Source organism: Methanoregula sp. PtaB.Bin085, from assembly GCF_002067035.1.
Taxonomy (GTDB): domain Archaea; phylum Halobacteriota; class Methanomicrobia; order Methanomicrobiales; family Methanospirillaceae; genus Methanoregula.
On sequence record NZ_MVQB01000013.1, the window covers coordinates 266738 to 281933 of the forward strand.

Consider the following 15196-nt stretch of genomic DNA (forward strand, 5'->3'; position numbering starts at 1 on the left):
ATCGTTCCGGCAGTTCCGGTACAGCAGTATTCGCCACCGGTCCGTTCTCATCCTGCGGGCAGGTTCCGGATTCGTCCCGGTTTTACGATCGGGGGTACCTGATCCGGAAGGGAACGTTCAGTTCCACCTTCTGGTTATGCAGGGGCGGGTACCGCCCGTCCCGCATCAGCTCGCTGACCCGGCGGACCAGGTCGCAGACCATCATCTTCTGTTCATCCGTATGGGGTCTCATCCGTATTCCGGCAGAAAGGGGAGTCATTGGTCACCGTATTCCGTGTAATCAGACAGCACCTTGCAGTGCCAGGAAATAAATTGCCCAAATCCACGCGGTTATCCCCTTCCACCAGCCTGTTCAGATCAGGAACCTGCCGGTCCGGTAATCAATCCGCGTTTCTGCTGATGAACAGCGCGCAGCCGAAGACGATGATCCACCAGCGGGGGAGCAGCGGCTTATGGGCAATCCCGCCGGCTCTGCAGTAAGTGTAACCTGCCAGCGGTGAAAAGCCCTTCTCGATCGCAAACAGACAGTTCCGGCACTGGTTCGGGTGGGTGAACACGAAACCAGTGTTCATTTGGCTCTGCTATCAGGTTTCCGGTTGAATCGGATCAATGCTGTAACCTGCCGGAACGATCAGGGAACCCGATCCATTCAGGGTATTTAATCCGACCGGCAGGGAGTTCTCAGTATCTGCAATACTATACGGAGCTGATATTTTTGACCATACTCTGGAAATTTTTCTGGAAAAAGATACGTCTCATCGCAGTATGTTTTCTTCTCCTGTCCGCTGTTCAGGCTGCATCAGCTGAAAAACCCTCTGCCGATTTCTCTGGAAGCCCCATTACCGGACTGCCGCCGCTGTCCGTAAACTTCAAGGATGCTTCATCAGGCAGCCCGGCCGGGTATGCATGGTTTTTTGGCGACGAAAGCTATGCGGGATCCTGGACGCGGATGACTGCTTCCGCCCAGTGGACGAAACGGCTCCGGCCGGCCGTTGCCGTAACCCCGGACGGAACGATCGTGCTGATGGGCGGCCATGATGACACCGGCAACAGAAACGATGTCTGGAGGTCAACCGATAAGGGGGCTACCTGGACCCTTGCCAACGCGAGCCCCGGCTGGATCGGGCGGCATGCCCACGCGGCCGTGGCACTGGCGGACAGCAGTATCATCATGACCGGGGGCTTCAACAGCAACTCGAAGCGCGAGGTCTGGATTTCACCGGACAAGGGATCGACCTGGTCGGTCCTCAGCGCAGATCCCGGGTTCACGCCCAGGTACTATCATACCATGACCGTGCTTCCTGACGGCAGCATTGTTATTGCCGGCGGGTATGGCGACATGGCGGGCCGGATGAACGACGTCTGGCGGTCGGCTGACGGCGGGATGACCTGGACGCAGATGACCGCGGGCGCTGAATGGTCCAAACGGGACAGCCACACCACCGTTGCCCTGCCGGACGGCAGCCTTGTCCTGATGGGCGGGTTCGACAACGATTACCGGAACGATGTCTGGCGATCGGAAGACAATGGCACACACTGGGCCCTCGTGAACGCGAGTCCCGGATGGTCCCCGCGGCGGATGCCGGTCAGTGTCGCGATGCCGGACGGCACCATCGTCCTCACCGGCGGATATGATGATGCCGGCAGGATGAGCGATGTCTGGATCTCCCGGGATCGCGGGGATACGTGGACACGCGCAGGCGGAAGCCCCGGGTGGCCGAAACGGAGCGAACATGCCATGGTGGTCCTGCCGGATGCGAGCATCGTGCTCCTTGCCGGATATGACAATGTCGGCAGCAGCCTCACCGAGATGGTCAAGAACGACACGTGGCGACTCCAGCCGGCAGGATCGCTTGTGAAGAATCCGCAGCATACCTATGCAGCGGAAGCAACTTACAGCGTTGCCCTGCAGGTGTACAATGCTGACGGGTATGACAGTATGCTGAAGAGCAGGTACATAAGGGCGGGTACGGCGGGCGGTGTCATCCCGCTGCCCCCGTACACGGATCCCCCGACCGATCCTGATGAGGACGGTATCTATGAGGACCTGAATGCCAACGGGCGGCCGGACTTTGCCGATATCGTCCTGTATTACGATTACCTTGACTGGATCGCGGCAAAAGAACCGCTCGCAGCATTCGATCTCAACGGGAACGGCAGGATCGATTTCGCAGACCTTGTGATGCTGTACGATGAAGTCTGATCCCCGGTATTTTTTAGTTCTGTTGAAATCCAGACATACATCATACTCAGTGGAATTGCGAGAGGTTATCAGACCCTGAATAAGACAAGGGAGGCATCAGCCGACTTTCGATCCCATATCCCATTATTTTATCAAAGTCCGGATAAGGTAATGCTCCACGGGACAAGGGTCGACAGACCCCGAGCGCCCGCGGCTTCATCTTAATCTTACGCGATGATTCAGGAGAAGTATTCCCATGAAACCATGCACAAAGATAAACGATGGGGGATGACGCCCCCATACCCCTGAATGATACGAGCCGCCGCCCCGAAGGGCGCCCTGCGGCGGCTTTCAACTACCGTTTTCTTGAATCTGCTCCTGCCCCGCCGTGACTCGAAGAATCTGATGGTTCTTCTCACATCTCATTCCACGGGACCTCGATGTCCCGCGAGGGGCCCCGATCCGGGGAGCCATCATACGTATCCACAATTCAGGTGATTTTCATCGCTTTCGTGTGAACCATACCAGTTTCATGTATGTCTCTCTGGGGCCAGACAGACAGGTACAGTCCGCGCAGCCGGTCACGCCTCCAGCAGTTTCCGGGCAAACTGCTGGAGGGATAAGAGCGATGGCCGGTCTTCCGGGGATGCGTGCCACGCTGCGCTGAACAGGAGCAGCAGGGCATTGTCCATCATCGTCCCGAACTCATGATCGGGATCCCCGGGCCCGGGCAGGGGTTTTGCCATGACGGGTGCATCAGCGGGCAGGAACGTCAGGTACGTTAATGGGCGTGGCAGATTCTTGTCGAGCAGTTCCGCATGCTGGCGGATGACTGAAAAGGCGCGGACCACGTGCTCCGGAGTCCCGCTGCGGCACGATGCCGCGTGCGCGAGTTCCGCCGCGGCCTGGTACTCCCCCTCCGAGAACCGGAAGAATGCAAGGGCAGCATCGTGACCGATTACGGAGAAGAGCCCCTCGAACGCTCCACCGCTGGACTCCACGTAGTCCCGCAGCGGACCGGGGGGAAGCTCTTTTGTGCTGGAGCCGCCGGCAATACCCGGGCCGAAGCGGTACCGCAGCCGGGCAGCGAGGATCGTCAGTCCTGCTGCATAGACAAGCTGGAGCACCACGCCGGCTGTGTACTCGATGGGCGTAACAAAGAAGATGATACCATAGATCGGCGTCGAGAGGGCGACGATATCCTTGTGCAGCCGTGTCCAGGCAAGGTATGCAAGGAGGCAGGAAGCAAAAAGGCCCCCGATGGCAGCATACTGTATCTCGAAGAGGATGCCGGCATTGTGGAGCGCGACCCCGGCGAGCGTCCCGCCGAACGCGAGCACGGGGACAAGGGCCTCGGCAAACGGGAATATCGTTTTTTCCGGTGAAGGATTGTTGTCCGTCATGATTGTCCTCCCGAAAAGAGACGGCCTTGATGAACGGTCACCCGTTCTGTTCGGTTTTCCGGATGATGACGCAGTTGATGACAGGTTCACCGGTGACAATGTAGCGCCGGATCACCTGACCGTAGACCTCGACAATATCGTTTACCTTCACATCATCGGCAGGTGTCGTGAACATCTTGACAGATATGGATCCGGAACGGTCGGCAACAGTAAACTGCGGACGGTTAATAAACTGGTACCGGGCCTGCTCGACAACACCCACGATCCGGACGATCTTTCCGATCATGCTCTCATTGATGAGCCGCACCCGGACGGTCTTTGCCTTCATCTCGTACTCCGGTTCCAGGTCAGCATACTGGCTGCGGCTCATGTAGTTGAGGATGGCCGGAATAATGAGCAGCAGGAAGAGGGCCGGTATGATCCAGATAAGGCTTTTCCGTACATCGTCAGCCATTTCGGGCGGCCCGAAAAACGCGGCGATGATGAACCCCGACGTAAAGACGATGAATGCCGCGATGGGCAGGATGGATATCCTGACGTCAACCGATCCGATCTTCATAAAATACCCTGAGTAGATGAGTCTCTTTCACCGTTTCAATGCTGCGATTCATCCCTGCACGAACAATTCGCAGCAAACAGAGCCTGAAAAGAGACCCGGCCGCGGGGGTGACAGACCCCCGTGACGGGTCCATATATGAGGCGATTATTGATGGTGGGGCGAAAAGGACTGCTGTCCTTCAGCGCCCTGGTTCCGCCCCGATGGTTCCGTTTTTTAGTGTATAGTATGCGGTTGGTTTACTTGAGTGCTGCGATTTCCTTGCGGAATGCGACCCAGTAGATGACACCGACAAAGAACAACCCGCCCACGATGTTACCTATCGTGACCGGGATGACGTTGGCGGTCCACATGTTGACCCAGGTTGCACCGGTTGTGCCACCGGTGAGCCCTGCTGTCATGATACCGGCCGGGATGAAGTACATGTTGGCGATCGAGTGTTCGAAACCGCTCGAAACGAAGGCCATGATCGGGAACCAGATGCCGAAGAACTTGCCGACCGCGTCATCCGCGCAGATACCGAGAAGGATGGCGAGGTTGACAAGCCAGTTGCAGGCGATACCCTTGAGGAAGACCGACCACATGCCCATCAGACCGAAGTAACTGGTCTTTGCTGTGGCGATCGCCATTGCACGCGTCCCGAACGCGGTTGCCGTGATGGCTCCTGTGTCGGCGATGGAGATGAACGGGCCGTTGGCGCAGATGTATGCCCAGCACAGGGACCCGATCAGGTTCCCGATGTAGACGAAGACCCACAGGTTCAGGACTTCCATCCAGCTGATCTTGTGGATGAATGCCGCCATCGGGGCGAGCATCGCGTCACCCGTGAAGAGCTCGGCACCGGTCAGGACGGTGATGATAAGCCCGACCGGGAACACGGCTCCCAGTACGAGCTGGGCCATACCTGCCGATGCAAAGCCGCCGGCAACAGCACCGGCCTTGATCGCATCAGCTGAATAGACAATACCTGTACTGCAGACCGTTGCGAGCGCACCACCCATGGCGATATATGCGCCGGACATGAATCCGCGCATAATCATGTTCCACCAGGGGAGACCGACCTTGTACTTGCCGGCGTCTCCTGCCTTTGCAACGATTGCTACCGGCGGATGAAATACCATTTTTTACACACCTCTGATTAAGCACCTATACCAGCAACATATTATATCACTTTTCTGTATAGGCCAAATAGACATTCTTGCCGGGCGTTATTAATAATTTTCGAAATGATCGCGTTTCCGGCCAATCCAGACATTTTAACAGGAATACCGGGACCTGCTGTCAACGACCGGTCATGAACGACAGTCCGGTGATAACCAAATGTCGTAAGAATAGAGGAAAGGCCGGGTCATGGAGGGGCTGTTCCGGCACACGGCGCCGGAATACCATCCCGCCGGGAACCGCACAGAACGCCACCCGGCGGGAGGAACAATCCCCGAAAACCCGCCAGCGACGGGAACCTGTACCGATGTTTGTCCCCTCCAATATCTTCAAAACCGATGCCCGGAAATAACATATACTGACTCTCTGCTTGCGGGGTATCTGATGAATTACTCTGTCATCACCGGACCGGTTTTCGGGCAGCATGACTGCGAAGGACATGTGGAGTGCCGGGACCGCCTTCTCGGCATCATCGATCAGCTGCCGCAGCAGGTTACTCGCCATGAGCCTGTCCCGGCAGCCCCGGGGGATATCGAGCGCGTCCACCACCCCGGCTACCTCAAATGGCTCCGGGCACAGTGCGATCGGAACGTGGAGTACGACTTTGTCCGCGACTCGATCTTTGTCGGCGGGCAGTTTACCCCGAGTTCCCTCTTCTCCGGGTATATCGATGAGAACACGTATATCAACCCCCACTCGTACGAGGTTGCCACGTACGCTGCCGGGTCGGCAATCGCCGCTGTCGAGCGCACGCTGGATGGCGAGAGCTGTTTTGCGCTGGTGCGCCCGCCCGGCCACCATGCGGCAGCGGCATGGGCGATGGGGTTCTGCCTCATCAACAACATCGCGATCGCGGCCGCCAGGGCGCTCAGGATGGTGAACCGGATTGCCATCATCGACTGGGACGTCCACCATGGCAATGGCACACAGGATATCTTTTACACCAGCGACCGGGTCCTGTACTGCTCAACGCACCAGGAGGATGCCTTCCCCCACACCGGCCATATCGAGGAGACCGGGACCGGCGCCGGCACCGGTTTCACCATCAATGCCCCGCTTCCCCGGAGAAGCACCATCGCCGACATTTCCCTTGTGTTTGAAGACGTGTTCCTGCCGGCCATCGCCCGCATGGATCCGGACCTGATCCTCATCTCCGCGGGCCAGGATGTCCTTTCCGATGACCCGGTTGGCGATATGCGGCTGCAGCCGGCGGATCTCGGGTTCCTGACCGGACTGGTCCTCGACCGGACACGGATGCCCCTCGCGCTCGTGCTCGAAGGCGGGTACGGTCCCTCCCACGGTGCGGCCGTACGGAATATCCTTGATGCCCTCGGGGGGGCACGCCCAGCCCGTGCGGACAGGACCCCGGCAAAGAAGACGGCAGGGCTGGTTGCCGGACTCCGGAACATGCACGACCTCTCCTGACGAAGAAGGCATCCCCGCAACAAACCGTTAAGGAAAATAAGGGGGAAGGCGAACGTGAAGGTATGGATACACGGATAATCGCTGTCCTCGCGGCCGGCATACTGGCAACGATCCTTCTGTCTGTCGTCTCGATATACCTCGGGGGGATTGCCATCATCATCGTTGCCGCGGTTGTCATGACCCTGCTGATCATGCAGGACTCCTCGTTCCTGCCGCAGGTTGACATACAGCTGCGCGAGGATGCAAAGGCGGTTGTTCTCATGAACAAAGGCAATGCTCCCGCTGAGGGGATCCATGTAGCCCTTGTCCCGCTGAATATCGAGTATGACGTGGCAGTACTGTCCGTTGACGAGTCGCACGAGTTCGCGCTCCAGTCCATGCTCGCGGAAGCAAAGGCGGTTGTCACGTTCTCGAACGGAAATGGACGGACCTTCTCCCTCGTCAAGCAACTCTCCTCATCCGGGGAGTTCGATCCCCTGAAACCGACAATTCCCATTTTCGGCTGGAAGTAACCGGAAAACGTATCCCCTGGCGCGCTGCAGTCAGCACGCTCATTCCCGTCAGGCACCCGCAGCCGGCCGATCCCGCATCAGGGTTTTTCCCGGGGGATTGTTGCGGGAATGGCAGGTGTGACAGCGGAACCGGTCCGGTACATGCCTTTTGGTGCATGGATGACGAACCGTGCGCCACTGCCGGGCGTTCCGGTCTCGGATATGGAAAGCCCGGTAATGGAAAGGATCTCGCGGGTGAGGAAGAGGCCAAAGCCGGTATTCTTGAAATATTCCCTGCGGAAGATCTTCTCCTTGGCTGCGGCCGGGACGCCGACACCGTCGTCTTCAATGAGGATGTTTATACCATCCGGAGTCTCTTCCGCCCGCAGGGAGATCTTTGTCACTTTCTCACCGTGGCGCAGGGAATTCTCGACAAGGTTGTAGAACACCTTCTCAAGGAGCGGGTCGGCAAAGACCTGGACCTGGGGGAGGTCGAACGAGACCTCGACCCTGCGCAGGTCGAGGGTCGCGATCGCAAGAGAGACGGTCTCGGCGACATTCTGCCATTTCGGCGACTGCCCACCCACGTCCTGGTAATCCCGGGTGAAGAGGATCTGGCTCTTGATCGCGTTGGCAGCCGCCTCCTCCTTTGCGATATACTTCAGCAGCTCGGGATCCCTGGTATCATTGCGCGAGATCTCAAGAAACCCGATAAGGGCCGTGAGCTGGTTGAGGATATCGTGGCGCGTGATGTTGTTGAGAAGGGTCAGTTTCTTATTGGCTGCCGTAAGCGCTTCCTGCGCCTGCTTGTTCTCGGTGATGTCAACGACCGTGCAGATGATCGTGGCATCGTCGCAGTCTGCGGCCGAGACAAGAGCCCAGTGGATGGCCCCGTCGTATGCCACGAGCCCGACTTCAATGTCCCGGACCCGGCGCTTGTCGCGGACCTGTTTCAGGAACTCGTCGAGCGCTGCCTTATCGGGAAGAAAATCTTTCAGGTTTCGCGTAATGATATCCCGGCATTCGAAGTGGAGGATGCTCGCGAACTTATAGTTGGCGTCGACGATGTTGAGAGTCTCCTTGTCGAAACGGAAGGCCCCTGCCTGCGAATTGTAATACGTGCCGCAGCTCCGCTCACCTTCCTTGTGGTAGACCTGCGAGTAGGTTGAGATGAGAACCCCGAGCGAGACAAAGATATAGAACCAGACCGTGGCAAGCATGTAGAGCCGGATAGTGGGGAGACCGATAATGAAGACGAGCGCAAGGTACATCCAGCCGACAAGGACAGTGCCGTAAATGCTCAGCCGGGGACGGGCAAACGCAATGAGGATGATCGGGATAAGGTAAAAGTACGGGAAGACCTCGTAGATGCCCGCCGTGAGGCTCACGTACGTAATAATGGCAGCAGCAACGATACTCAGGACAATGGTAACATCGTACACTATCTGTCGCTGCGGCGTTATCGGTCGCACAATTCCACACCTGTTGTATCGTACCGGCGCGGTGCCGGCATACCTGTATGATACACTGGCAATCTACCTTATTAAAGGTATCAATAAGCCGGGTCAGGGGCCTTGCGGAACCCGGATGGCGTTGTGTGCGGGGGAAAACGCACGGGCCGGAACCGGGAGGGATATGATGGCAATGTCTATATCGTTCAACTCCGATTTACCGTTTTGATCATCATCGGATGTGACAGGTATGGGTGTGATTCCCGGTTATCGGATTACAGGTATTGCACTGTTGTTCATTCTCGCGTTTATCCTGCTCTGTACCAATGCCGGTGCAGCGGCCGCAAATACCGGCCAGAATACGGTAAACCCTGCGATCAGCCTGTCGGCTGATTATGTACTTGCATCTACGACCACACAGGCCCCCGGGTGCCAGGCTCCCTGCGAGTGCATGGCACAGAGTGCCGCACAGCAGAAATGGGGGGCGAACGGGTTTTTGCAGTGCAGCCAGATGCCGTGTTACCGGGTGGTGACCGGCAGCACTGTCATCGCCTGGTATTGTTTCAAACCGCTGGAAACAACAACGACAACAGCGGTTCCGGTCTGCCAGGCACCCTGCGAGTGCCTGTCGGAAGGAGCCGCACAGCAGAAGTGGGGAGCGAACGGGTATACCCAGTGCAGCCAGACGCCCTGCGGGAGGGCATCGACCCTTGCCGCCGTCATCCCCTATTACTGTTTTAAACCGGTGACAACGACGACAACGACGGCCTCCCCCGTCTGCCAGGCACCCTGCGAGTGCCTGTCAGAAGGAGCCGCGCAGCAAAAGTGGGGAGCGAACGGGTATACGCAGTGCAGCCGGACGTCCTGCGGCCAGGCCCCGACTGCTGCGGCGGTCATCCCCTATTACTGTTACCGGCAGGCTTCTGCCCCGGTAACAACAATAGCGGCAGTAGCGGTCCCGCAGGGGCTTACGACCATCAACCGGACGCTCGTGCGGGTCAATACCACAAAATCGATCCAGCTGGTGGCGGTCGATCCGGCCTATAAACTGCTCGATACGGACGGCGACGGCATCAATGATTTCATGGACAACTGCCCGAAAGTCAGGAATCCCTCGCAGGCTGATACGGACCCGGGACTCTCGATCTGCGGGCTTGAGGGAGATGGACCTGGGGTGACCCCTCAGCCCTGCATCACAATGTCCCCTGGCGACGGGGTCGGGGATGCCTGCGATAACTGTCCCGCAGCCGTGAACCCGGACCAGGAGGATTCAGACGCGATGACCAGATGCGCTGTCCAGACCGCGGATACGGGAGGCGGAACAGTCTGCACGAAGGTTTCGGACGGGTTTGGCGACGCCTGCGACAACTGCCCGTATGTGTTCAACCCCGATCAGGCTGATGCCGACAGCGACGGCACGGGTGATGCATGCCAGAACCCGTGCAGCATGAGCGCGAACGCGGTTGGCAACTTCTCGTGGACAACGTGGCGGGGGATGAACTGGATGACATCGGTCAAGGACCAGGCAGCCTGCGGTTCGTGCTATGCCGAGTCCCCGACCGGGACGCTCGAGGCGGTGTACAACATCGAGCAGGGAAGCCAGAAGAATCTCGACACTGCCGAGCAGGTCTTTGTCTCGCCATGCTTCTCGCCCGTTCCCGGCTCCTGTCTCGGTGGCTCCGAAGGTGAGGTGATGAAGGATATCCGGGACCATGGTGTCCCGGACGAGTCGGTCCTGCCGTACCAGTCGCAGCACTGCGCCCATGATGACGGCACCGGCCACCTTGCATGTAATGCCGGCATCGGCGCGCACTGCTCGATCCCGAACTCCTGCAACATGGGAGCGCTCGCCCCGGACCATGTCTGGAAGACCACGAGCTACGGTTCCTCTTCCGGCACGGTCAGCCATGTCAAGCAGCAGCTGCTCTGCAAAGGGCCGCTTTCCGTCTGCTCGGGCTCATGGTGGCACTGCGTTGTGCTCGTGGGGTGGGACGACAACCGTAACGGCGGCTCCTGGCTGATCAAGAACAGCTGGGGCACCGGCTGGGGCACCAACGGGTACGGGTGGATCAGGTTCTCCGGCGAACCGAAGAGCGAGATCCGCGAGGCTGCCACGTACATGAGCGGGATCACCCGCGTCGGGGGTGCATGAGCTATGGCACCGGATGCGAAAATTCCTGCGATCATTTTCCTGCTGCTGGCAGCCCTCATTGCCGCTCCCCCGGCGGGAGCCATGATCAATCCATCGGCCGGCTATTGCGAGGCTCTCGGGTACCAGTACACGGTCACGGTCGCTGCTGACGGAGGCATGACCGGATTCTGCGTGCTCCCGGGCAACCGGAGCGTTGATGCGTGGCAGTTCCTTGAAGGAAAAACAGCTCCGGAGTTCAGTTATTGTAAAAAGCAGGGGCTCGAGATCCGGACGGTTATTGACCCTGATGTATGCGGGATGCTTGGCGACACCTGCGCTGTCTGCATCAAGGGCGACGGGTCAGTGCAGGAAGTGACAAGGATGATGGGAATTGATTTCCGCGAGAAGATCTGCAGCGGGAATATCTGCTGCGATCCGGCAACGGACATCTCCTGTTCATTCGCGCAGGGAACAAATGGCAGTACCGGCACGGACGGCTCCGGGCAGAAAGACTGGCTGTCGCTCGCGGTCATCGGCATCATTGTCCTCCTGATTATTGCAGCAGCAGCGTACTTCCTGATGAGGAAGAAGATCCCGTAATGATTTCCGGGCGCCTCAATTTTTTTGGATTCTCCGCAGCAATCCGGTTTATCCGATCCCGGCAGGTGTGAGCCGGTGACAGCAATCTGACCTTATTTTGCTACAGTTTCGGGAAAAAAACCGATATCATTAATATTCACAACGGAGTATGGAATGATTGTCTATGTCGCGTATTCACCATGTTTTCCTTTTCACGGTGGTCATACTTGTCCTGATCACTGCCGGCTGCACCCAGACCACGGGCCCGAATGCTCTGATGACACCACAGCCAACCCCCGAACCGACACAGGTACCTGCCGCACCCGCAGGTACAGGCACGATACCGCCGGGTGCAGCGGGAACGCAGGCGGCAGGCACCTGTAACGCAGACACCATGAACGATGCTGCCAACTGCGGCGGGTGCGGGTATGCCTGCCCGGCCAACGCGCTCTGCCAGCAGGGGCAGTGCTACTGTAAGGAAGGATATACCGTTGAGAATAACGGGTGCGTGGCCGCGCCTGCCGGTTCCGCCACACCCGGGACAGGCTGCCCAGCCGGTATGAGCCCGTGCCCTGACGGATACTGTTACGAGCTTGCGAACGATGCCTCCAACTGCGGCATCTGCGGGAACCAGTGCCCGTCCGGCATGATCTGCAGCGCATCGACCTGTTCCAATGTGCCCACTGAGAGCACAACGGCTGTCCCGACAACAACAACAGCTGCGGCAACGACCACGGTCACCACAACCACGACCATTACCGGAGCGGTATCCCCCGGCGGGTTTCATTTAAGCTGCGCGGCAATCGGCCTGAAAGACTGCGGCGGGACCTGCGTGAACACATCGACAAACAACGGGAACTGCGGCACCTGCGGCAACATCTGTTCGGGACTCAAGCCAACCTGTTGTGGCGGGACCTGTACAAGCCTCAAGTCGGATGAATCCAACTGCGGCACCTGCGGGCACAAGTGCGGCCTGACGTCCACCTGCGAGAACGGCTCCTGCAAGGCAAAGGCAGTTGTCACGGTATGGTCGAAATCACCGCTGGTCACGGTGAAGGTGACCGTGCCGAAATATGAGAAGCAGTTTGAATTGCCCGGTTACTAAGATCCGGCACTTTTTTTTAATTTTAAGGAACTTCCCGGTATCCCTTTTTCAGGTCATTGGAAAATGTGTGGCAGCCAGGGCACTACCGACCGGCACCACTCACAGGAATTTCTGTAGCACGGGCTTGCGTATACACTCTGCCGGAACAGCGTGACGAAAGAGGATTGCCGGATGAAGCAACCCGATAGGTGTTGTACAGGTATGGCGGCGGAATGAACCTGCCGCAATCAGTTACCCGATATACCCCTCGAGCATCGCGAGCGCCTCGATCTCCCGCTTCCCGCCACACTTCCGCACAAGGCCGGCGTGGTACTCGATGTGCTTTTTCAGGTCAATATCACGGGTGATCCGGTACCGCGTCGCATGCACAGTTGCGTCAATGAGGCTGTTGAAGCCACGGTTTATCGGGTGTACGGCAACATTCTCAATCAGTTCCTTCTCGGGTGTCAGCGAGACCGTGATCGCTTCAGCGGTCCGGTGTTCGACTGTTGCCGTGAACGCTGCCCAGGCGTCGGCTCCGGCAAGGCGGTGCATGATCTTCCCGTTCACCGGCTCTTCGATGAACTGGTCCTTGTGCAGGTCCTCGAACGCGGTCTTCACGTACAGCACCGGGTCGTGCACGATGTTTGCCACCAGCCAGCCGTCACGGGAAACGTTCTGTTCCGTGTGGCTGCCCAGGAAGAGGACGGCGTGGTACCTCTTATCCCGGTAGTGGATGCCGATAGGGGCGGCATTGAAGGTCGTGGTGGCGATGACCTCGTTGATGCCGCCTCCTAAGAGTCCCATGACCAGCCCTCGCCAAGTGCGATATAGATGGCTGCAATGATGATATCGGCAGTCGAGCCCGGGTTGATGTCCCGCTGGATACAGTCCTCGTCCAGCTGTTTGATCGAAAGTTTCCCGTCAAGAACATCCCGGGCGCGGAGCATGGTCTCGCGGGCTATGTCGATCCCGTGCTTCTTGATGATAAACGTGTCCGGCTCGGTGGCAAGGAGCGTGAGGAAGGCATCGACAACCGACTGCCGCCCGGGCCCGAGCTCTTTCAGGAGATCGGCACCGCGGCGGACAAGGCGGAACCCGGTTACCCACTCGCGGGCCACCATATCGTTGGCGGCCGAGTGCTGCATGATGTCGAGGAGTGTCATGTCCCGGTCGCGGATTGCCGCAATCGCTCCGGGATCGTTGACATCCAGCTCGTCAGTCTCGTTCATCTTCACCGATGTCAGGGCAAAGGCCTTGTAGAACGCCACGGCATCGGAGGTGTCGGTCTTCGAAACGGCTGCTATAGCACCGGGGATGTCCTTTCCGTACAGGAGCGGGACGAGGAGGATGAACGCCCCGAAATGGGTGTTGCCCCCCGCATGGCAGCTGGTGTCGCGGACCGCGTGCCCGATGATCTCGCCGATACGCCCCTTCCCAGACTCAGCCTCCTCAAAGGCAGCCCGGGCAAAGATCGTGGAGGCAAGGAAGTGTTCAAGCCGGGTCTCCGGGTAGTCATGGCACCGGTCTACGTTCCCCGGCTTGGGATATGCCGTCACTTCGAGCATCATGGCAAGCTGAGCCCGTTCGACCGGTCGCATGACAAAACAGTTCATTGGAAAACACGGCCCATGATCGTATCTGAGAGCTCGCGTTTCAGGCGCATATATTCTTTCGTGCTGAGACCATGCTGTTTCAGGGTCATGTTCCGGAACATGCAGGGGCTGGAGATCTTGCAGCACCATGCAAGGCTGCCAAAGCAGGTCTGGCTCCCTGCATCGAGCGGGGTTCCCCGGACGGAATCGAGTTTCATCCTCACGTATTCCTCGCGGGGCATGCCGATACGGTCGAGGGTCGGGATGAGCGGGCATTCCTTGACCGGCATGCAGCAGAACGTGAGCGCCCGGATGTCCCCGCCGCGGCAGAGCTGCTTGGGAGAGTTGTACCACCCCTCCTCGTCGGCAAACCGGGTAATGGCGGCATCGAGGCCGGCAAGCGTCCGTTCGTCAGACTGCCGTGCGAGCGAGACCATGTCGGCCCCGTGGGAGAGCATCTCCCGCATCCGGTCGAACGTGGTAATGGAGTTGTTGGCGATGATCATCAGGGGGCAGCTGTTCCGGATCTGACGGAGCTTTGCCGAACCGGCATCCATGAGGTCGATATGCAGGATGTCTGCCCCGGCTTTCCACAGCACCCGTGCCAGTTCCCGGTCATCTTTTGCAATCCCGACCCGGATCTTCACGGAAACAGTGACTCCCTCCGCCTTGAGTGCCCTCACGACTTCGGCAAGCCTGTCGGGATTTTTCAGGTAGTATTCCCCGCACCCGGCTTCGACCATGGCCGGCTGCCGGCAGTGGGCATCGATCTCGTACACCACGGAATCCCCGAGCGCCCCTGCAAGCGAACGGAAGGATTCAGGTGTGCTGCCGCGGAGGTTGATCCCGGGAATCACGTCACTCTTCCCGAACAGCGCGATCTGGGCGTTGAGTTCCTTCACAGGATCATCGTACAGGAACTCCCTCCGTTCGCCGCCTGATGCAACGGCCTTTGCCGCTGCCATGGTTGCTTCATCGATGGAATATCCCCCGATGAACGCAAACCCGATGTGATCGGCACGTGCAAGAACATAGGCCGCATCCACGATCCCTGCCATGGATGCGATGCCGACCGGTGTCCTGACAACCCGGTCGTTGATCAGGATCCCGAAGCGTTCAAAAGCGTGCATCATGAGTT

15 protein-coding genes are annotated in these 15196 nt (G+C 58.6%); 6 read left to right on the top strand and 9 right to left on the bottom strand.

Translation table 11 applies throughout. The features are described 5' to 3' along the window. Window positions 1-82: 82 nt before the first annotated feature. Window positions 83-232: a hypothetical protein gene (locus A4E33_RS02095; protein ID WP_292345944.1), complete on the bottom strand. Its 150-nt coding sequence runs from the start codon at window positions 230-232 to the stop codon at window positions 83-85. A gap of 148 nt (window positions 233-380) precedes the next feature. Beyond that, on the bottom strand, window positions 381-572 hold the full coding sequence (locus A4E33_RS02100) for a hypothetical protein (RefSeq protein ID WP_292345945.1): 192 nt from the start codon (window positions 570-572) through the stop codon (window positions 381-383). Window positions 573-715: 143 nt separating this feature from the next. On the opposite strand from A4E33_RS02100, the gene A4E33_RS02105 reads away from it, so the two are divergent. Further along, window positions 716-2203: a kelch repeat-containing protein gene (locus tag A4E33_RS02105; protein ID WP_292345947.1), complete on the top strand. Its 1488-nt coding sequence runs from the start codon at window positions 716-718 to the stop codon at window positions 2201-2203. Window positions 2204-2763: 560 nt separating this feature from the next. Here A4E33_RS02105 and A4E33_RS02110 read toward each other — a convergent pair. The 3 genes from A4E33_RS02110 to A4E33_RS02120 form a co-directional block, all read right to left on the bottom strand. After that, window positions 2764-3585, bottom strand: a complete 822-nt coding sequence (locus A4E33_RS02110; protein WP_292345948.1) for a hypothetical protein — start codon at window positions 3583-3585, stop codon at window positions 2764-2766. A 37-nt stretch (window positions 3586-3622) separates the two neighbouring features. Beyond that, complete coding sequence (locus tag A4E33_RS02115) at window positions 3623-4144, bottom strand: nucleotide-binding protein (RefSeq protein WP_292345950.1); 522 nt, start codon at window positions 4142-4144, stop codon at window positions 3623-3625. A gap of 236 nt (window positions 4145-4380) precedes the next feature. After that, window positions 4381-5262, bottom strand: coding sequence for a formate/nitrite transporter family protein (locus tag A4E33_RS02120; RefSeq protein ID WP_292345952.1), 882 nt, complete (start codon window positions 5260-5262; stop codon window positions 4381-4383). 424 nt (window positions 5263-5686) lie between these two features. Here A4E33_RS02120 and A4E33_RS02125 point away from each other — a divergent pair, with 424 nt between their 5' ends. Together A4E33_RS02125 and A4E33_RS02130 are read left to right on the top strand one after the other, a co-directional pair. Further along, window positions 5687-6727 carry a histone deacetylase gene (locus tag A4E33_RS02125; RefSeq protein WP_292345954.1) on the top strand — a complete coding sequence of 347 codons (1041 nt, stop codon included), beginning with the start codon at window positions 5687-5689 and terminating at the stop codon, window positions 6725-6727. Window positions 6728-6789: 62 nt separating this feature from the next. After that, window positions 6790-7239, top strand: coding sequence for a hypothetical protein (locus tag A4E33_RS02130; RefSeq protein WP_292345955.1), 450 nt, complete (start codon window positions 6790-6792; stop codon window positions 7237-7239). 77 nt (window positions 7240-7316) lie between these two features. On the opposite strand, the gene A4E33_RS02135 is transcribed toward A4E33_RS02130, so the two are convergent. After that, window positions 7317-8690, bottom strand: coding sequence for a sensor histidine kinase (locus A4E33_RS02135; protein WP_292345958.1), 1374 nt, complete (start codon window positions 8688-8690; stop codon window positions 7317-7319). A gap of 235 nt (window positions 8691-8925) precedes the next feature. On the opposite strand from A4E33_RS02135, the gene A4E33_RS02140 reads away from it, so the two are divergent. The 3 genes from A4E33_RS02140 to A4E33_RS02150 all read left to right on the top strand — a co-directional run bounded on the left by A4E33_RS02140 (window position 8926) and on the right by A4E33_RS02150 (window position 12484). Continuing rightward, complete coding sequence (locus tag A4E33_RS02140; protein ID WP_292345960.1) at window positions 8926-10821, top strand: C1 family peptidase; 1896 nt, start codon at window positions 8926-8928, stop codon at window positions 10819-10821. A 3-nt stretch (window positions 10822-10824) separates the two neighbouring features. Continuing rightward, a complete protein-coding gene (locus A4E33_RS02145) occupies window positions 10825-11400 on the top strand; it encodes a DUF333 domain-containing protein (RefSeq protein WP_292345962.1) in 576 nt (191 codons plus the stop codon). Window positions 11401-11563: 163 nt separating this feature from the next. Continuing rightward, window positions 11564-12484 (top strand): hypothetical protein, encoded by a 921-nt coding sequence (locus A4E33_RS02150; protein ID WP_292345964.1) that lies wholly within the window; start codon window positions 11564-11566, stop codon window positions 12482-12484. Window positions 12485-12715: 231 nt separating this feature from the next. On the opposite strand, the gene A4E33_RS02155 is transcribed toward A4E33_RS02150, so the two are convergent. From A4E33_RS02155 to A4E33_RS02165, 3 genes are read right to left on the bottom strand one after another with little or no spacing between them, the layout of a single operon-like run. After that, window positions 12716-13270 carry a DUF447 domain-containing protein gene (locus A4E33_RS02155; protein WP_292345965.1) on the bottom strand — a complete coding sequence of 185 codons (555 nt, stop codon included), beginning with the start codon at window positions 13268-13270 and terminating at the stop codon, window positions 12716-12718. Beyond that, entirely contained in the window at window positions 13258-14079 is an 822-nt protein-coding gene (locus tag A4E33_RS02160; RefSeq protein ID WP_292345967.1) for a triphosphoribosyl-dephospho-CoA synthase, read from the bottom strand. Before A4E33_RS02160 ends, A4E33_RS02155 begins: the two co-directional genes overlap by 13 nt. Continuing rightward, complete coding sequence (locus A4E33_RS02165) at window positions 14076-15191, bottom strand: methanogenesis marker 9 domain-containing protein (protein ID WP_292345968.1); 1116 nt, start codon at window positions 15189-15191, stop codon at window positions 14076-14078. Before A4E33_RS02165 ends, A4E33_RS02160 begins: the two co-directional genes overlap by 4 nt. Window positions 15192-15196 lie beyond the last annotated feature (5 nt).